This is a genomic window from Aquimarina agarivorans (assembly GCF_000218485.1).
GTDB classification, from domain to species: domain Bacteria; phylum Bacteroidota; class Bacteroidia; order Flavobacteriales; family Flavobacteriaceae; genus Aquimarina; species Aquimarina agarivorans.
On the sequence record NZ_AFPB01000106.1, the window covers coordinates 1 to 19,666 of the forward strand.

A 19,666-nucleotide genomic window follows, 5' to 3' on the forward strand; every position below is an offset into this window, starting at 1 on the left:
CTATCGATAATTCAAGTAATGACAATCCAATAGGAAGTACTGTTACTCAAGATTTATTAGCAAATGATACGTTGTCAGATGGTACGATTCCGACACCTTTAGATATTACGTTAGCATTGACACCACCTGCTACTACTACTAATATAGTAACAGGTCCAAGTGGTAATGTCATAGGTTTTGAAGTTTCAGGTCAAGGAGTATGGTTGTACGATGAGTCAACTGGTGAAATTGATTTTATACCTGATGCAGGATTGATTGGTAATCCAGATTCAATTGTATATACAATAACAGACAATGACAATGGAGAAACAGCTAGTGCAAATGTATCTGTAGACTACCAAGAAGTTCCTTTTGCTGATGATGAATTGAGCACAGACAATACACAAGGAGATACGGTATTTGTTAATATTTTAGACGGAGATACAGATTTGGATGGAACTATCGATCCAACAAGTGTAGACTTAACGGTTCCAGATACTGCTACTAATGTGATTACTGATCTGAATGGAGATGTAATTGGATTTACAGTTCCAGGTGAAGGAGTTTGGTTCTATGATGAAACTACAGGTAACTTGAGTTTCGATCCAATAGATGGATTCACAGGTAACCCAACACCAATCACTTATGTGGTTAATGATAATGATGGTAATACTTCAAATATTGCTAATGTAGCAATAGAATATGTAGTTGAGCCACCAGTTCCTGTTGATGATTCAAGTACAAGTAATGATACAGGAAATCCAGTAACATTAAATGTATTAGCAAATGATACTCTATCAGATGGTAGTACACCAACACCGGCTGATATTATTTTTGATTTAGTTGTACCATCGACTGCAACAAATCCTATTGTTGGTTCAAATGGAAACACCATTGGCTTTACCGTTCCTGGCGAAGGTGATTGGATATATGATGAAACTACTGGTGAGATAACATTTGTACCAGAAGCAGGATTTACAAATGATCCAACACCAGTAGATTATAATATAACAGATGTAGATACAGGAGTAGTTTCTGCGACTCCAGCTTCAATTACTATTGATTATGAAATTGAATTGCCAGTAGCAGAAAATGATGCGAGTAATGATAATGCTACAGGTTCAACAGCTACGATTGATATTTTGGCTAACGATATGGATCCTGACGGGAATTTAGATCCTGAAAGTGTTAATCTGACTCCACCATCTATCGCTACAAATATCATAATGGACGCAGATGGTGATGTGATTGGTTTCGAAGTATCAGGCGAAGGAGTTTGGACTTATGATTCAAGTACTGAAGAATTGACTTTCGAGCCAGCTCCAGGGTTTGTGTTAGACCCAACACCAATAACTTATACAGTAGATGATAATGATGGTAATACATCAAACCCAGCAATAGTTGTAGTAGATTATATAGATGTTGCAGATTTATCATTAACAAAACGAGTGGTTGATGAAGCAGTTGATAGTGAGGTATTAGTAGGTTCAGAGATAACTTTTGAAATAAGAGTATTTAATGATGGTCCAGCAGATGCAACAGGAGTAAGGGTAAATGATTTATTGCCATCAGGATATGACTTTGTATTATATAGTTCTTCAGTAGGAACTTATGATGAATCTACAGGAGAGTGGATCGTAGGGAATCTTCCATCAGGAGGTTCAGAAAACTTATTGATTGATGTATTAGTAAACGCACCAACTAATACAGCTGGTGAATATTTTAATGTAGCCGAAGTAGTAAGTTCAGACATATTTGATATAGATTCGGTACCAAATAATAATGACGGAGATCAAAGTGAAGATGATGAGGATAGTACTTTTGTAATTCCAATTGTACCCATGGCCGATTTAGAATTAACAAAAGAAGTTGTGGACGGAGATGTAACACCTTTGATAGGTACAGAAGTTACTTTCAATATCACGATTACCAATAATGGACCAGAGCGAACAACAGGGGTTCAAGTAACAGATATGTTACCATCAGGATATGACTTTGTGTTGTTTAGTTCTTCAACAGGAAGTTATAATGAAGTTTCAGGAATTTGGAATGTAGGTAGTTTGGAAAGTGGAGATACAGAAACATTATTGATTGACGCGCTAGTATTAGCAACCGGAGAATATCGAAACATTGCTGAAGTAACAGCCTCGGATGTGTTGGATGTAGATTCAGTCGTAGGGAATAATGATTTATCAGAAGATGATCAAGATGACGCTGTTGTGACACCGATAGAATCCATTGCAGATTTATCATTAGAAAAAGTAGTAGTAGATAATGATGTAACTCCATTAGTAGGGGAGGAAATCACATTTAGACTTACAATTCGAAATGATGGTCCTGAAACGGCAACAGGAGTTGAAGTGACTGATTTATTACCTTCTGGATATGATTTCGAAACATTTAGTTCATCAACAGGAAGTTACAATGAAGTTTCAGGAATTTGGACTGTTGGTAATTTAGAAAGTGGAGACGTTGAAACATTATTGATAGATGTAACTGTTGAACCTAGTGGTGTATACTTAAATACATCAGAGGTTTCGGCATCAAATATTACGGATAGTGATTCTACACCAGGGAATGGAGATATAAATGAAGATGATTATGCAGAAGCATTAACAACTCCAATACAAAGTGTAGCTGATTTATCAATTACAAAAACAACTGTTGGGGGAGAAGTAAATGCCCAACCAGGGGATGAATTAAGGTTCCAAATTACAGTAAATAATGCAGGTCCAGACAATGCTACAAATGTTGAAGCAATGGATTTATTGCCTGTAGGGTTTGATTATGTACAGTTTAGCGCAACTTCAGGGAGTTACGATCCAATAACTGGTATATGGGTAGTAGATGATGTGCCAGCTAATGGTTCACAAACTATTTTTATTGATGTTATAGTTAAAGAGCCTACTAATACACCCAATGAATTTGTAAATAGTGCATTAATAACAGCAAGTGATCAAATAGATCCTAATAGTGACGTTAATAGCGATGCTAGTATGGATGATTTGGATGATGGTATTATTGATGACGATGAAGCTAGCTTCCCAATTTTGGTGGCAATTGCTGATTTAAGTTTAGTGAAATCTATTGACAATGAATCACCAAATGTAGGAGATGTAATTACATTTACACTTTCAATCGCTAATGCAGGGCCTGACACAGCTTCAGGAGTAGCTATACAAGATGTATTACCAATTGGATTTAGCCAAATTTCTGACGTCAGCAATTCGGGAACTGTTACTGATAATACAATAGATTGGACAAATTTAATAGTACCTCTAGCAGGTTTAGAGTTAACATACTCAGCAGTGGTAAATATGCCTACTTTGTCTGATAATGAGTATTTAAATATTGCTCAAATAACTTCAAGTAATGAATTTGATCCTAATTCTAGTCCAAATAACGATGATGGAGATCAAAGTGAGGATGATGAGGCTAGTTTTACTATTCCAACACCAACAATTGATTTAAGTTTAGTGAAATCAATTAGTGAAACTAATCCTAATGTAGGCGAAACAGTAACATTTACATTAACAATTAGTAATAGAGGTTCTTATGATGCAACAGGTGTTGTTGTTGAAGATATTCTACCGATAGGTTTAACTTTAGACGAAGCTTCTATTTCAAATAACGGAGCCTTTGATGGTATAAAAATCGATTGGACAAATATTACTGTACCAGTAGGCGACACCATATTAACATATGATGTGATTGTTGAAAAACCATTGGACATTACTGATGAATACAGAAATATTGCAGGCGTTACAGGTAGCGATCAAATTGATAGCGATCCAAGTAATGATCAAGGAGAATTCACTATACCAACTCCTACTATTGATTTGGAGATAAGAAAATCAGTAGATAATCCTGACCCTAAAATAGGAACACAAGTTGTATTTACCATTGAAGTAGAGAATTTAAGTACTGTTTATGAAGCTACTAATGTTGAAATTTTGGATCAGTTGAAGTCAGGATATTTGTTTATTAGTTCAAGTGATGCAGCTGCCTATGATGTTACTACAGGAATTTGGAATGTAGGAACTTTAGCAACAAGTTCAACTAAAACTTTAGATATTGTAGTGGAAGTACTTAATAGCGGCGAGTACGGAAATGAAGCTACAGTAGCATCTAGTGATCAAATTGTTACTAATGTTAACGAAGTTACAGGTGAAGTTGATGCGCCAGCGCTAGAATGCGCTACAGTTTATAATGAGTTTTCACCAAATGGTGATGGTAAGAATGACTTTTTAATTATTGATTGTATTGATCAATTTCCTAATAACAAATTGACCATATATAACCGTTGGGGTAATATTGTTTACGAAAAAGAAGGATATGATAATACATTCGAAGGTATAGCCAATGGTAGGGCCACACTTTATCCAAATGAGAAGTTACCTGTAGGTACTTATTATTATGTACTAGACTTGGGCGATGGAAGTGACCCTAGAGCAGGATGGTTATACATCAATAGATAATTCAATAAACCGTTTTAAAAAAATAAAAAAGAAAAAAATGAATCGTTTTTCAATATACATTTTCATACTAATCGGTTGTATTGGAACAGCCGCTTTAGCACAACAGGATCCTCAATTTACGCAGTATACTATAAACCCATTATCAGTTAACTCTGCTTATGCAGGAACTAGAGGGCATACTACAATTACAGGATTGCATAGGTCGCAGTGGGTTGGTTTGGATGGGGCTCCCAGAACACAAACATTAAGTATAGATACGCCCTTAACTAGGCGTGTTGGGTTAGGCTTTTCAGTTATTAATGATGAATTAGGTCCTTCTGAAGAAACTTATGTCGACTTAAATTTCTCATACACTATTCTTCTTGATTATAATTATAAGTTATCTTTTGGGCTAAAAGGAGGAGCCCAGGTTTTTAATTTAGATTTTAACAAAGGAAGAACGAGAGAGGCAGGGGATAATACCTTTCAAAATATTAATAATAGATTTTTTTCCAACAGTTGGGGCAGGTTTATTTTTGCATAGTAAAAGGAAATACTTAGGTGCTTCAATTCCTAATTTTTTAAGAGTGGATCACTTTGATGAAGAAATTCAGTCCGTAGCAGTAGAAAGATTGCACTTGTTTGTCATTGGTGGTTGGGTATTTCCTATGGGAAAAAGTAATAATTTATTCAAACCTGCTTTTTTGCTAAAACATGTAAGCGGAGCACCCCTTATTTTGGATGTATCAGCAAATTTTTTATTATTTGAAAAATTACGGTTAGGAGCATCTTGGAGGTGGGATGATTCAGTAAGTGGAATTATTGGTTTTCAAGTGAATAGAAATTTATTATTTTCATACTCGTATGATTATACTACTACTGAGTTGCAACGTTTCAACTCTGGAACCCATGAATTAACCTTGCGTTTCGAATTATTTAAAGACAAAATCGTAAAGTCACCACGTTTCTTCTAAATAAAATTAATTGATCGATGAAATCAAATTACAATAGATTACAACTATTTTTATGTGTACTAACATTTATCGTAGGTGTTTTTAGTATATCATCACAGGAAAGAAAAACTAAATATGCTGATAAGCTTTTTAAATCATTAAAGTATAAAGAGGCTTCTGCAGCTTATGAGCGTTTATTTGATAAAGGAATTGAAACAATGACTTTATATGAAAATGTAGCGGATAGTTACTATTATAATACCGATATGCGTAATGCGAGTAAATGGTATCAGCGTTTAGTTGAAACATATAAGGATGATGTTCCTGCTGAATATTATTTTAGATATGCGCATAGTTTGCAAGGGATAGGTAAAAATAAAGAAGCCAAAAAATGGATGAAGAAATTTTCTAAAACTACTACTATTGATGATCAAAGGAAAAAAAACTACCTGCAAGCTAAAAATGAATTAGATAAAATATTAAGTTTAAATTCTAATTATTACGTCAGTAATGTATCCACTAACACTAAATTCTCTGATTTTGGGGTAGGTTACTATGGGGATGAAGTTATTTTTGCTTCTGCGGCAAGCGAAAATGAAAATGCAGAAAAATATTATTGGAATGATCAACCTTATCTAAATTTATACAAGGGCTTCACAAATAATGATCTTTCAGATATTGAAGAATCAAAGTTATTATCTAATGAATTAAATACCAAGTATCATGAATCAAATGCGGTTTTTACCAAAGATTTAAAAAAAGTATTTTTTACGCGAAATAATTACAAAAGACGACTTGGAGGTGATGGCAATGGTGTCAATCATTTAAAATTGTATTCAGCTGAATTGAAAGATGATGTTGTTGGTAAGCGTTGGACAAATGTAAAGGAATTGCCATTTAACAGCGATAACTATTCTGTAGGACATCCAGCTTTAAGTGATGATGAGACTAAATTATATTTTACGTCAGATATGCCTGGTTCCATTGGAAGTACGGATATTTTTGTGGTTAATATCATTGATAAAGATACCTATTCAAAGCCAAGAAATTTGGGTAGTGAAATTAATACTTCGGGTAGAGAAATGTTTCCTTTTGTAATGGATAAAGTTTTGTATTTTTCTTCTGACGGACATTTAGGTTTTGGTGGATTGGACATGTTTAAAAGTAATTTAGTAAATGAAATTTTTCAATTTCCAACTAATATGGGTAAGCCAGTAAACAGTCCTAAAGATGATTTTGCATTTGTATTTAAAAAAGAAAGCAATAGTGGGTTTTTATCATCAAACAGGAGCGGAGGTAAAGGAGATGATGATATTTATGCCGTAATCCCAGTAAAAAAAGAAACAAAGTGTAAACAAGGAGTTAAAGGTATAGTTACAAATATAGTTTCGCAAGAGCGAATTAATAATGCCACGTTGGAACTTTACAATGAATTAGGGAATAAAATAGCAACAACAACATCTAACGAAATTGGACAATATAATTTTGATACTATTTTAGATTGCAATACTAGGTATGAAGTAAAGGTGGCTAAACAAGGTTTTAGGTCCGTAATTAAACCAACATTAACCGAAAGTGTTATAGGGTTAACTTATTTACCTTTAGCCGTTGAAACATTAGATGAACTTATTGTAGAAGAAAAAGGAATTTTAAAATTAAAAATTGGAATTATTTATTTTGATCTTGATAAAGATTTTATACGTAATGATGCTTCTATTGAATTAAATAAAATAGTATTAGTAATGTCTCAATATCCTAAAATGCATATCAAAATTGAATCACATACTGACTCCCGTATGCCATTTGATTACAATGAAAATTTATCGGATAGAAGAGCAAAAAATACCAGAGAATATTTAATTTCTCAAGGAATTGAAGCTTCCAGAATTGAAAGTGCTATTGGATACGGTGAAAAGCAATTGATTAATCGTTGTGCCGACGGCGTACCTTGCTCGGACAGCGAACATCAATTAAATAGACGCTCTGAATTTATTATTACGGCTATGTAACAACAACAATTACTTTCCAAGAAAATATAAATTGAAAAACCTGTATTAAATTATTTTAATACAGGTTTTTTTGTTGTCTTAATGTGCCTATTTATTTAAGCCCACCAATCATATCTTCGGGTTTTACCCATTCGTCAAATTCCTGTTCAGTTACATAGCCCAGTCTTACTGCTTCTATTTTAAGCGTTGTTCCATTTTGGTGTGCCGTATTGGCTATTTCAGCAGCTTTATAATAACCAATTTTAGTATTTAAAGCCGTTACAAGCATTAACGAATTGTTTAACAATTCAGTAATGCGTGAGTGGTTAGGGGCAATACCAGTAGCGCAATTATCATTAAATGATACGCAAGCATCGCCAACAAGCTGTGCACTTTGCAACACATTTGCAGCCATTACAGGTTTAAATACGTTAAGCTCAAAATGACCTTGCATACCACCTACATTTACAGCAACATCATTTCCCATAATTTGTGCACATACCATAGTTAAGGCTTCGCACTGAGTAGGATTTACTTTTCCAGGCATAATAGAACTACCAGGTTCGTTTGCAGGAATAATTAACTCGCCAAGGCCGCTACGTGGTCCTGAAGCCAACATACGAATATCATTACCTATTTTATTTAAGGAAACAGCCAATGTTTTTAGAGCTCCATGTGTTTCAACTAAGGCATCATGAGCAGCTAAAGCTTCAAACTTATTTTTAGCAGAAACAAAAGGAAGCTTTGTAAATTCTGCTATATACTCAGCAACACGTTTTGCATATCCTTTTGGTGTATTCAGCCCAGTTCCTACGGCAGTACCACCCAAAGCTAACTCAGCCATATGCGGTAAGGTGTTTTCTAAAGCTACTAATCCGTGGTTAAGTTGCGATACGTAACCAGAAAGTTCCTGACCAATAGTTAAAGGGGTAGCATCCATAAAATGAGTTCGACCAATTTTTACAACATCTTTAAACTCTTCGGCTTTTTTATGTAAGGTGTCTCTTAATTTTTCAACACCAGGAATAGTAACTTCCACCAGTTTTTTATAAATGGCAATATGCATTCCTGTTGGAAATGTATCGTTTGATGATTGTGATTTGTTTACGTCATCATTTGGTTGCAATGTTTTGTCACCTTCTCCAATTGTATTTCCAGCAATTTGGTGTGCTCTGTTAGCAACCACTTCATTTACATTCATATTACTCTGTGTACCTGAACCTGTTTGCCAAACAACTAGAGGGAATTGATCATCATGTTTGCCTGCTAAAATTTCATCGCATGCCTGAGCAATTAAATCACGTTTTTCTATATCAAGAGCACCTAATTCACAATTAGTATAAGCGGCTGCTTTTTTTAAATAGGCAAAGCCGTAAATAATTTCTAGAGGCATTGAAGCAGCTGGACCAATTTTAAAATTATTGATAGAACGTTGTGTTTGCGCTCCCCATAATTTATCGGAAGGTACTTTTACCTCACCCATTGTGTCTTTTTCAATTCTATATTCCATGGTGTTTTATTAGTAACCCTAGTTTGGGTATTTTTTGATTGTATAATACAGTAACAAATTTAACAAAGCGGAATTAGATGTCAAAGGTTAGATAACTTTATATAGAATGGATTGAAAAATTTATCAATAATCAGGTTTTGAAGCTTTCAACGATGACCTTTGTATGGAAATTTGCGAATAACTTGAAAGTTAATTAAAAATAAAGCTTATAAAAATAGATGCATCATGCTAAAACTAAAACTATTGTTTATATTTGCAACAAATTATTAATACTATGTTTGAATTTGACCAATACTTAGGATTTTTAGCCTTTTTAACTATTTTAACCATCGGTTTTTGGCTAATGATTTTTTTAGCATCTTTTGTTCCTTACTGGATTGGAGGAGCCATTGTTGAAATGATTAAAAACAGAGGAAAAAAGATTGAGTACAAACCTTAATTTTAGCGCTCTATAAAATATTTAAAAGGGAACCCTATGGTTCTCTTTTTTTATTTATGTTAGTTAGTAAGCTTGGGGCTAAACATGCTAATATTTTTGTGTCATTGGTAATAAAACTTATCATTTTTTGTCAGATTGACCAATATGTTGTTCCTATGTAGTAATCAATAATTACAATTGAAATTCTAACTTTGATTGAATCTCTTTTTTGTTAATAATCTCTATATTTACTTTAGATAATCAAATCACAGAATTATGAAAAAATTATTGGTATTAGCAATTGCAGCATCACTATTTACTGTTTCGTGCAAAGAAAAGGTAGAAGCAAAAGAAACCGTTGAAAAGGAAGAAGTAGCACAAAAAGGATATAAAGTTTCAGCTGAAGGTTCAATTGTAGAATGGACAGGATATAAGTTTACAGAAAAAAAAGGGGTTAAGGGTAAATTCAAAAAGATAAATGTGATTGATGCACCTGTTGCAGCCACTCCTGTAGAGGCTTTTAATGGTGTAGATTTTAGTATTCCCGTAAGTAGTATTTTTAGTAACAATGCCATACGCGATGGAAAATTAATGAAGTTGTTTTTTGGTTACATGGATAACACAGATTTGCTAACTGGAAACTTTAAAACTAAGGGAGATCAAATATTTTTGAACTTAAAAATGAACGATGTTACTAAAGAAATTCCTTTAAAACATACGATTTCAGATAGACATGTAAAATTAGAAGGAAGCTTAAATATTTTAGATTTTGGTGCAGAAAAAGCATTTAATTCAATACATAAAGCCTGCGAAGTTTTACACACTGGACCAGATCAAGTAAGCAAAACATGGGAAGATGTTAAAGTTGAGGCAATTGTATTTTTAAAAGAATCCTAATATTACAATGTTATTGTAATTGATAAAATTAAGGCTACCATTTGGTAGTCTTTTTTGTTATGAAACAGCAATTATTTTACAATCCTATTAATAAAGAATCCATACGCATTTTAAAAAATGCTGTTGAAGCTGGCGCAGAAAGGATAGTGATTGAGGTTAAGTTAGGGCCTAATGGAGGAAACCCTATTCATTACCATAAAAAAATTACAGAACACTTTTTTCCTTTAGAGGGAACCTTGGGCTTACATTTTAATGGAAAAGAGGTTAATTTGAATCCAGGCGAAGATTTGGCGGTGTTACCTTATGATAATCATCGGTTTTATAATCCAAGTAAAGCGGAATTTATATCTTTTAAAGTCATAATCACACCTCCAATTGAAAGTTTTGAATGGTTTTTAAAAGCACAATTCGGATTAGTAAATGATGGTCGTGTTTTTAGTGCCCTACAACTGCCTAAAAACCCGTTACATTTGTTAGTTTTATTGAAGTGGGGTGATACACAAACCAAAAGCATTTTTTATAGTTTGGCGCAGCCTTTATTAAAATTAGGGTACATCATTGCCAAAATATTTGGTGTTGAGCGAAAATTAAAATTAAGGCACTGTTGAGTAATTCAAAATCAAAACCAGTATAAAATTACTTTAATTGTTCAACATTTTAATTTAAATATACGTCATATACAAAATCAAAAAAATAGTAGCATTTGAGATACTGTTTGAGGTAATCCGTTATTTTTGCGTTAATGATAGCAACACCGCTACTTAGCTAATTTTCCCAATCGAAATGTTTCTATTTGTTTAATATTTTAAGATACTTAAAGTAAGATCAGTAGTGTTATTCACTTTTTTGAGTGGAATCTTTTTTCTTTTTTGATCCGTTTTTTTTCTTGTAAAGTGGGATATAATAACTGATAAAGTAGGTGAAGCCAGTACCAACTTGACTAAAATCACTAGTAGTACCAAAACCAGGAATGAATGCACTATCAAATCCATCGGGCTGTTGTTCGGTAATCATAAATCGCACGGATACGTTGAACCCTAAAAAAAGATTATTTAATACCTCTGCTTTTATTCCTGCCAAAAACTCTGCCCAATGTGCGGTTAGCCCATTATTGGAAAGGTTGCTTGTACGTTGAGGATTTTCAAAAAATGAATTGCGTGTAGCAATACTAAAATTGTTTAATTCCTGATCAAATGTTGCAAATCCGTAATGTAACCCAACAAAAATAAGGTTACGCATGCCCACTAAATTTTTATGGGCATTATAATCAACTCCCGCTTTTATGAAACTTCCTTGAGCGGTGGTACTTACACTTGTTTCATTAATAGCTATTTTTTCCGCACCAATTTCTGCAGCAGCGTAATATTTTTTAGTCAACCGATAATCGCCATTAATTTCAAAGCCGCTATAGTCACTTGAAGATATGGTGCGTACAATTTTATTAATATCAACACCTACTCTTAAACCATAGGAATTGTTTTGTTTCAATTTTTTTGTAGCCGTGCTATCCGTATTTTGAGCTGTAAGCTGCCCAATTAACATAAGACTAATGAAAAATACGAACGTGCGCATCAGTTTCTTCATTTACAGTATTATTTTCAATTAAAATATTTCTTATCCAATTTTTAGTTTCATCAAACTCAGCTGAAGTTGTAAAAGTAAGTTCATCATACGTAGTTCTAAATCCACAGGCTTTGCTTACATATTCATTAGTACGTTTGTATGAAAATTCAATAGTATTTTCTCGTACAATTGATTCATCATCGGACTGCGCATTAATTTTGAATTGGTAGCTAACAGTATCTTCATTAATATTTAAAGGGATGGCTATAGAATCAAAAGTAGTAATTTCAGGTACAATGCGTTCGCTATCGCTTGTTAAACTGATTTCCAAACCAGAAGCACGTTTTCTTATTTCGGTATTTTCAAAATCTTGAAATGTAATAATAAGCCTGGGAGTAATGGCTGTATTTTCAGTATCGCAAATATCATCCCTTTCGCAACCAGTAGCCAATACTATTGATAACAAACCTATCACGGTCAATAGTGCAATAAAGATTTTATTTTTATTATTTTTCATAAAATAATGGATTCAAAAATTTAGCGTAATTCCAACAATACTACGTTTTCAACATGGTGGGTTTGCGGAAACATATCTACTGCTTGCGTTTTAGAAACTTTATAACGTTCGTTTAATAACGCCAAATCTCTTGCCTGTGTGGCACTATTACAGCTTACATAAACTATTTTTTTTGGTGCAATACTTAAAATTTGACTTATTACATCCTTATGCATACCGTCGCGAGGAGGATCTGTAATTATAACATCGGGAATGCCATGTTGGGCAACAAAACCGGCGGTAAATACCTTTTTCATATCACCTACAAAAAACTCAGCATTGGTAATATTGTTATGATTGGCATTTGTTTTCGCATCAGCAATAGCCTCGGGTACGGATTCCACTCCAATTACATGTTTTGCCTTTTTGGAAACAAATTGCGCTATAGTACCTGTTCCAGTATACAAATCATACACTAATTCATTACCAGTAAGTCCAGCAAAATTTCGAGTAATTTTGTACAACTCATAGGCTTGTTCGGAATTGGTTTGGTAAAATGATTTGGCATTAATTTTAAAGCGCAGCCCTTCCATTTCTTCCTCAATATAAGTTTGTCCGCTAAAACAAATAACTTCTTGATCGTAAATGGTATCATTGCCTTTTGTGTTAATTACGTATTGTAATGAGGTAATTTCAGGGAATTCAATTTTTATGTAATTCAATAAGCGTTCTATTTTTTCAACATCTTCATAAAAAAACTGCACTAAAACCATTATTTGTTTGGTGGAAGTCGTGCGGATCATTAAAGATCTAAGTAGTCCTTCTTGCCTACGAGCATTATAAAATGGGAGCTTATTTTTTGTAGCAAATGTTTTTACTTTAGTGCGAATACTATTGCTAGGATCGGCTTGTAAGTGGCATTTATTTAAGTCTAATATTTTGTCCCACATGCCAGGAATATGAAAACCAAGCGCATTACGATCCTCAATCGGTTGATCGCTTTTTATTTCATCTAACGATAACCAACGGCTATCACTAAAAGAAAATTCCATTTTATTGCGATAAAAGTACTGTTTTTCGGAACCTAAAATAGGCGTAATTTCCGGGAGTTCCACCTTTCCGATGCGTTGCAAATTATTTATAACTTCTTGTTCCTTATAAAATAGTTGATGTTGGTAGCCCATGTGCTGCCATTTACATCCCCCGCAGGTACCAAAATGTTCACAAACTGGAGTTGTCCGTTTGTCGGATAAAGATTTAAAGTTTACCGCATTCCCCTCATAATAGGCTTTACGTTTTTTAAACGTTTGTATATCAACAACGTCTCCAGGAATGGCATTTGTTAAAAAAATAACTTTTCCGTCAGGTGCTTTGGCAATACTTTTTCCTTTTGCACCAGCATCAATGACATTAATGTCTTCAAAAAATGGTTTTGTTTTCTTTCTTCCCATCTTGCAAAAATAGGCTTTTTAAGAGCAAATTTTATCATGAATTTATTCATTTGTAGTATTTTTGAATCATGAGTAAGTATTGGTCATTTATTACTTTGATTATAGCAGCTTTTTTGTTGTTTTTTCAAACAGGAGTAAAAGAATATACAGTGTATAGTAAAGTTTTAGGACTATGTTTATGTATGTTTTCATTGTACAAAATATCGAAACCACTTCCTAAAAAAGATGCAGAAGAAAAAAATGAGCAGGACAATTTAAAATTTTGATGATGTTTATAGTTGGAGATTATGTTATGGCTATTGATGATGATGTTTATGGTCAGGTAGTACGTATTGCAGATGGGCAATTTATTGTATTATCAACTGATGGATTTGAGGTAGCTTACGCTAGAAACGAGTTGGTATTGGATAAAAGTAAACAAGAAGCTTTAGATTTTAGCAGAAATTTTTCATCCTTTGCTAGCGAAAACACTTCATTTACTAAACGTCCAAAAACCACCATTCAAAAAAAGAAAGAAAAGCAACAACCGCCTATGGAGGTGGATTTACATATTCATAAATTAGTTAAAAACACTAAGGGAATGACTAATTATGATATGATGACAATTCAATTAGATACCGCCAAACGTCAGCTAGATTTTGCAATAAATAAACGCATACCACGGGTGGTATTTATCCACGGAGTAGGTGAGGGTGTTTTAAAGGCAGAACTTGAATATATGTTCCAACGGTATGATAATGTACGGATTAGTGACGCAGATTACCGAAAATATGGATTAGGAGCAATGGAAGTTTACATTTTACAGAATCCTAGGTTTTAATTTACTACTTCTATTGGTGCTAATGTAGTTTCGTCAGTAACGGTTTCATCAGTTACAAACAATACCTGCTGTGTGGTAGTTCTATTTTCTGTAAATTCACCCATAATTAATTCCTCGCGAGTAACAGTTGTTTCGCCATCCGTCAAACCAAAATCTTTAAGAATAATAGTTGTTCGAAAATTTTCTGATATTCTGTTTTCTACAATTAATCGGTTAGGAGCAATATTGCTTGAAGTATCATTTTCATCTAAAAACTTAGGCGTTTCATTAATACCAGGAATGGTGTTTGGGTTTGCATTCATGGTAGTTACTTCATTTCGAGTTAAAATAGAGTCGTTATCATCGTCTGGATCCAAATGATTTGGAATCATATCACCGTCAGTATCTTGAACTACATTCAATTTTGGCCCATCAGGATTTGCAGGGTCATCAATTTCCGTAAGTTCATTAGCGGTACTTATATTGTCATTATCATCATCTAAATCTCTAAAATTTGGCAATCCATCGTTATCACTGTCTAAAGGTGGTGTATCATTCATACCCTCATCTTCGTTAGTAATGCCATCATTATCAATATCATCATTTTCAACAATAAATGTCCTAACAATAATTTCGCCAGAAGCATCATCAACAAGTTCTTGTACTATATCAACAGAATTATCAGGAACAGCAGAACAAAAATAAGTACTCCCCGTAATATTTCCCGAAAGTTTTTGATAAGTTAAACTAGCGCTTCTTATTTCTATAGTAGTTTGTTCCCCTTCGTTATTTGCTGAAAAAGCATTAAAAGGTCTACTAAGTTCTATAAAAATAACTTCATTATTATCATTAATATTATAAATTACCCCGCGAGTATCAGTATTGCAAAAATCCAGATCATTTTCTTCAAATTCAAAATCATTAATTACAACATCTCCATCATCGCATGAAAACAATAATGAAATGGCAGTAATGTAACTGATGTATTTTATGAATTTCATAGAATTTAATTTTAAAGGCTAATTTCTGGAAAAAAATAATAGGTTTCAAATACAAACGGTGTGCATTGTATATAAGTTGCATTAGTTTGGATAAAACATACCGTTTTTTAATATTTATTGAACTTATAATAATTAGTGAGTTAAGTCAAGTTTCACATTATAGTTGTTTAACTCTTCCATGTGTTCTTCAAGTTTAAAGCTGGAGGAATTGAATTTGGCCCTTCTACTTTTACCTTCGGCCTGTCGGTGCGCGCTGCGCACAAAGCGCCTAACATCATTAATGCTACTTAAAATAAGGCCTGGTACTGCAACGGATTTTCCCTCATTATCACGTGCTACCATAGTAAAATAGGAGGAATTACAGTGCTTTTTTATACCAGTAGTTATATTTTCAGCTTCAACCCGAACACCAATTACCATAGAAGATCTTCCTACAAAATTAACTGCGGCTTTCATGGTTACTAATTCACCAACCTCAATGGGTTGTAAAAAATCTACCTTATCCACACTAGCAGTAACAGCATAAAATCCCGAATATTTTGCAGCGCAGGCAAAAGCAATTTGATCCATTAATGACAATATATATCCGCCATGTATTTTTCCGCTAAAATTAGAATGGGAGGGAAGCATTAATTCTGAAATTGTAATATGGGATTGTTCGCTATGTTTAAATTGAGACATCGTTAATTTCGGGTTGTCGGTTATGGTTATCTATTATCGGTTTTCAATTGGTCGTATTGTTTTAAAAAAAAATATAATTAAAACAAATTAATTTTACAGGAAGTAAAATTTATGATTCAATTTAATTTTTATTGAAATGTGGAGAACTTTCCAATTCAACATTTATAATAAAATACTTAGTATCTCCTAGCCATGCAAAGGTTCCAAAGCGTTCCTTGTAAGTAAGTTTAACATATTTACCTTGGTAAGCATCTAGCTTGTCAATAACCTCCGTGTTTTTATCTTCAACCGAAAAGCTAAAAATTTGCGCTCCTGATATTCCTTGGCTAATTTCACCTTCGTAAGTTTTAAAAAGCACTCCTTTTTTACTGAATTTGATAAGCTCGCCACTACGTGTTCCCTCGCTATATGAAGCGAAATATACCACAGCAAAATAACCAGCATATACCAAACTGATCCCTGTGATAATTAAGAATAATATTTTTTTCATTTCTATTCAATTAGATGTCCAAAATTAATGATTTTTTAAGTCTTGTAAAGGATTAAATGTCTTGATCACTTGCTCTGTTAATAATATTTTCAGGCAACGCTTTTTTTGCTTTGGCTCCCATTTTTTTAAGCTTTTCCACACTGGTAATTAAATTTCCTCTTCCAGTAACCAGTTTGTTCATTGCTGCACTGTAATCACGTTTGGTGTCGTCAATTTTTTTGCCAATACCTGTCAAGTCTTTAATGAGTCCTTCAAATTTATCATAAAGTGAGCCAGCCTGCTTAGCAATGTCCAACGCATTACGTTGTTGCTTTTCATTACTCCACATGGTATCAATTGTACGGAGTGTGGCTAGTAAGGTCGAAGGAGTTACAATTACAATATTTTTTTCGAAAGCCTGATTGTATAATGCATTTTCTTTGTTAATAGCTACTGAAAAAGCGGTTTCAATAGGCACAAAAAGCAACACAAAATCTAAAGATTCAATGTCGTATAAATCTTGATAATTTTTTGCGGACAATTGATCTACATGTTTTTTTAGGGAATTGATATGCTCTTTTAAATAAACCTCTTTAAGATCCTGATCATCTTCATTAATAAAGCGTTCGTATGCAATTAGCGTTACTTTTGAATCAATTATAATTCGTTTACCATCGGGCAACAAAATAACTACATCGGGCAGCGCCCTGGTACCATCTTCGCGCGTAAAATTTTGTTGTACAAAATATTCCCGGTCTTTTTCCAAACCGGATTTTTCAAGTACGCGTTCTAATACTAATTCGCCCCAATTCCCTTGAACTTTATTGTCTCCTTTTAACGCTTTGGTCAAGTTGGTGGCTTCTTTACTCATTTGGGCGTTCAAATCTTTTAAGCCTAAAATTTGTTCTTTTAATGAAGCATTGGTAATAATATTTTCTTTGTGCGTTTGTTCTACTTTTCTTTCAAAGGTGGTAATGCGTTCCTGCAAAGGCGTTAAAATATTTTTTATATTCTCTTTATTCTGTTCAGTAAATTTGCTGGACTTTTCGTCTAAAATTTTGTTAGCTAAATTTTCAAATTCTTTTGTGAATTTTTCTTGTAACTGATCCACTTCCTTTTTCTGTTCCTGATTGCGAAGCATTAAATTTTCAAACTCAGCATTTTTACGAGTAAGTTCAGTATTTAAAAAGTCTTTTTGTTTTCTGATAGTTTCTCGTTCCTCAATTATTTCACGTTTTTCGCTGGTTAGCTTTTCTTCTAAATGCTGTAAATTTTCCGCATGTTTTTGATCTAAATGAGCAATTGTTTCTGTATGTTTTTTTTCCGCTTCCGCTAGAAGTAATTGCTGCGAAGCTAATTGTTGCTCAATAGCTTTTAATTGATTCTCAGTACCTGACAATAAATTTTTCTGGCGTAAGCTGCTAATGTACTTTCCAATTAAAAATCCTGTAATTAGTGCTAAAAAAATACCAATAAGTAAAATGATTTCTTGTTGCATTTATGAGTCTGATTAAGCAATCAAAGATACATTTTTTGTGCTTTCATTACTAGTTTAAGAATGCGATGCGCATTCAGAATCTAAATTTTAAATTACATTTTAGTATTGAGTAATTTCTTATTGTCAACTTTTTAATGAAGTTTTTTAGTAGTAGAGTAGCAGCATTTTTCAATAGTCAAAGCGTATTTTCAAACCTTGAAATTTGTGAAAAACGAGGTTGTACTTTCTAGAATTGAAGATTACCACACATCACTTTCCCCATAAATCCACCACCGGGTCAGTCAACATCGCATTCATCTCTGGCCTATCGGCAAGACGAATGCTTTATGTGTTAGCACACGTTTTTATAGAACGATTCTCCAAAATCTTCCTTTATATAGTTCTCAAAACGATCATCTTTTTTTGTGATCTTATTCCAATAAGTTAACCCTTTGTCCACAGTGCCGTAATTTTGAAAAGAAATATTAAATCTCGATTTATCTTCTTCAATAGAGTTAATAGTTACAATGTAAAATCTTTTTATGTAGAGATAATTACTCGCAAAATTGGGATTTATAGCAAAATTTACTCCTTTCAAAAGACTTTGTTTACTCGGGTACATCAATATATCAGTTCTAGTATAATGTTCTCTAAATAAAGCTCTATGAGCTAGAGCGGCTGACAATGAATAATTATGATCATTAATAAAGCAACTGTCTAGGAAGCTAAGATATTTTATAATTGATTTTCTTTTATCAATGCTTAATTTCTTTTCAAATGTCTGATCAAGTTTTTCTAACAGATCATAATTAACATCTTTAAATAGATTTTCTGAAGGTAACTCGCCTCGTAAATAATTTTCAAAAATTAAGTCTTTATTGGATTCTCTAATTTCCCATTTAGAAATGCAATACTGCTTTCCAGTGAAGTTCTTATTTCCAGAAACTTCCATAAGTGCTGTTCCAGGATGATTAGCTGCATAAAAAACTGGGTTTTCAGGAAAATTACACCTTCCCATATCAGTGAAAGATGGTGGTGGGTATGAATGTTCTGAAAAAATATTTATGTTAGTGAATTTAGAAACCTCTCTGACTCTAAAAATATTTAAGTTAAATTTTTTAAAATTCATTGGTTGGAGTAAGGAAGGAAAAATACCAAACTCCTTAGTGATTATGTCATCTATTTCTCTTATAAATTTATTGATATCAGTATGAATAGTAGGGTCAAATATTGGCCATTTTTTACTATTCAGTTTATTGATCGCATAAATTGTTTCTTCTAAACTTGGGAATTTTTCTAAAGTATTATCATTTTTTTTCAAAATAATGACTTCAATGTGTTACAACGTCTCGGCTATGGTTAGTACGGGAATTAAAAGTAGTGAACTTTCGATTAAGCACTTAGCCAAAACTTTTTATTTTGTTTTATCTTTTTCTTTATAAAGCCAAATCAAAAGATTTGGCGGACTTAGTTAAAAGCTCTAAACTTTGGGTTAAGCACTAAAACCCGTATTAACTATAGCCATTG

17 protein-coding genes are annotated in these 19,666 nt (G+C 33.2%); 8 read left to right on the forward strand and 9 right to left on the reverse strand.

The window, feature by feature from the left end; translation table 11 throughout:
- From GMC_RS0105665 to GMC_RS0105675, 4 genes are all read left to right on the forward strand, one after another.
- Positions 1-4,457 (forward strand): T9SS C-terminal target domain-containing protein (locus tag GMC_RS0105665; protein WP_010521223.1); only part of this gene is annotated, 4,457 nt, incomplete at its 5' end.
- Between the two features lie 37 nt (positions 4,458-4,494).
- Positions 4,495-4,980, forward strand: coding sequence for a PorP/SprF family type IX secretion system membrane protein (locus GMC_RS22735; RefSeq protein WP_316928960.1), 486 nt, complete (start codon positions 4,495-4,497; stop codon positions 4,978-4,980).
- Positions 4,973-5,410 (forward strand): type IX secretion system membrane protein PorP/SprF, encoded by a 438-nt coding sequence (locus tag GMC_RS22740; RefSeq protein WP_316928961.1) that lies wholly within the window; start codon positions 4,973-4,975, stop codon positions 5,408-5,410. Before GMC_RS22735 ends, GMC_RS22740 begins: the two co-directional genes overlap by 8 nt.
- Before the next feature lie 17 nt (positions 5,411-5,427).
- On the forward strand, positions 5,428-7,398 hold the full coding sequence (locus tag GMC_RS0105675) for an OmpA family protein (RefSeq protein ID WP_010521224.1): 1,971 nt from the start codon (positions 5,428-5,430) through the stop codon (positions 7,396-7,398).
- Between the two features lie 91 nt (positions 7,399-7,489).
- Here the strand turns inward: GMC_RS0105675 and fumC are convergent, their stop codons facing one another.
- Positions 7,490-8,887: a class II fumarate hydratase gene (gene fumC, locus GMC_RS0105680; RefSeq protein WP_010521225.1), complete on the reverse strand. Its 1,398-nt coding sequence runs from the start codon at positions 8,885-8,887 to the stop codon at positions 7,490-7,492.
- A 274-nt stretch (positions 8,888-9,161) separates the two neighbouring features.
- On the opposite strand from fumC, the gene GMC_RS21810 reads away from it, so the two are divergent.
- The 3 genes from GMC_RS21810 (at position 9,162) to GMC_RS0105695 (ending at position 10,810) form a co-directional block, all read left to right on the forward strand.
- The gene (locus tag GMC_RS21810) at positions 9,162-9,326 is read left to right on the forward strand and encodes a hypothetical protein (protein WP_010521226.1); all 165 of its coding nucleotides are present in this window, start codon (positions 9,162-9,164) and stop codon (positions 9,324-9,326) included.
- A 255-nt stretch (positions 9,327-9,581) separates the two neighbouring features.
- Positions 9,582-10,202, forward strand: coding sequence for a YceI family protein (locus GMC_RS0105690; RefSeq protein WP_010521227.1), 621 nt, complete (start codon positions 9,582-9,584; stop codon positions 10,200-10,202).
- Between the two features lie 59 nt (positions 10,203-10,261).
- The gene (locus GMC_RS0105695) at positions 10,262-10,810 is read left to right on the forward strand and encodes a cupin domain-containing protein (RefSeq protein WP_010521228.1); all 549 of its coding nucleotides are present in this window, start codon (positions 10,262-10,264) and stop codon (positions 10,808-10,810) included.
- Positions 10,811-11,036: 226 nt separating this feature from the next.
- Here GMC_RS0105695 and GMC_RS0105700 read toward each other — a convergent pair whose 3' ends face one another.
- The 3 genes from GMC_RS0105700 to rlmD are packed head-to-tail and all read right to left on the reverse strand — an operon-like array spanning position 11,037 to position 13,712.
- Entirely contained in the window at positions 11,037-11,786 is a 750-nt protein-coding gene (locus GMC_RS0105700; RefSeq protein ID WP_238527934.1) for a DUF6048 family protein, read from the reverse strand.
- The gene (locus GMC_RS0105705; protein WP_010521230.1) at positions 11,749-12,282 is read right to left on the reverse strand and encodes a DUF6452 family protein; all 534 of its coding nucleotides are present in this window, start codon (positions 12,280-12,282) and stop codon (positions 11,749-11,751) included. Before GMC_RS0105705 ends, GMC_RS0105700 begins: the two co-directional genes overlap by 38 nt.
- A gap of 20 nt (positions 12,283-12,302) precedes the next feature.
- Positions 12,303-13,712: a 23S rRNA (uracil(1939)-C(5))-methyltransferase RlmD gene (gene rlmD, locus GMC_RS0105710; protein WP_010521231.1), complete on the reverse strand. Its 1,410-nt coding sequence runs from the start codon at positions 13,710-13,712 to the stop codon at positions 12,303-12,305.
- A 265-nt stretch (positions 13,713-13,977) separates the two neighbouring features.
- Between rlmD and GMC_RS0105720 the strand changes: the two genes are divergently transcribed.
- The gene (locus tag GMC_RS0105720; protein WP_010521233.1) at positions 13,978-14,532 is read left to right on the forward strand and encodes a DUF8465 domain-containing protein; all 555 of its coding nucleotides are present in this window, start codon (positions 13,978-13,980) and stop codon (positions 14,530-14,532) included.
- Here the strand turns inward: GMC_RS0105720 and GMC_RS20560 are convergent.
- From GMC_RS20560 to GMC_RS0105745, 5 genes are all read right to left on the reverse strand, one after another.
- Positions 14,529-15,512, reverse strand: a complete 984-nt coding sequence (locus GMC_RS20560; protein WP_010521234.1) for a hypothetical protein — start codon at positions 15,510-15,512, stop codon at positions 14,529-14,531. The genes GMC_RS0105720 and GMC_RS20560 overlap by 4 nt on opposite strands.
- Positions 15,513-15,644: 132 nt before the next feature.
- A complete protein-coding gene (locus tag GMC_RS0105730; RefSeq protein WP_010521235.1) occupies positions 15,645-16,193 on the reverse strand; it encodes an acyl-CoA thioesterase in 549 nt (182 codons plus the stop codon).
- A gap of 121 nt (positions 16,194-16,314) precedes the next feature.
- The gene (locus GMC_RS0105735) at positions 16,315-16,683 is read right to left on the reverse strand and encodes a DUF8785 domain-containing protein (protein WP_010521236.1); all 369 of its coding nucleotides are present in this window, start codon (positions 16,681-16,683) and stop codon (positions 16,315-16,317) included.
- Between the two features lie 52 nt (positions 16,684-16,735).
- Complete coding sequence (locus GMC_RS0105740) at positions 16,736-18,160, reverse strand: DNA recombination protein RmuC (RefSeq protein WP_010521237.1); 1,425 nt, start codon at positions 18,158-18,160, stop codon at positions 16,736-16,738.
- 331 nt (positions 18,161-18,491) lie between these two features.
- A complete protein-coding gene (locus GMC_RS0105745) occupies positions 18,492-19,460 on the reverse strand; it encodes an RES family NAD+ phosphorylase (RefSeq protein ID WP_010521238.1) in 969 nt (322 codons plus the stop codon).
- Positions 19,461-19,666 lie beyond the last annotated feature (206 nt).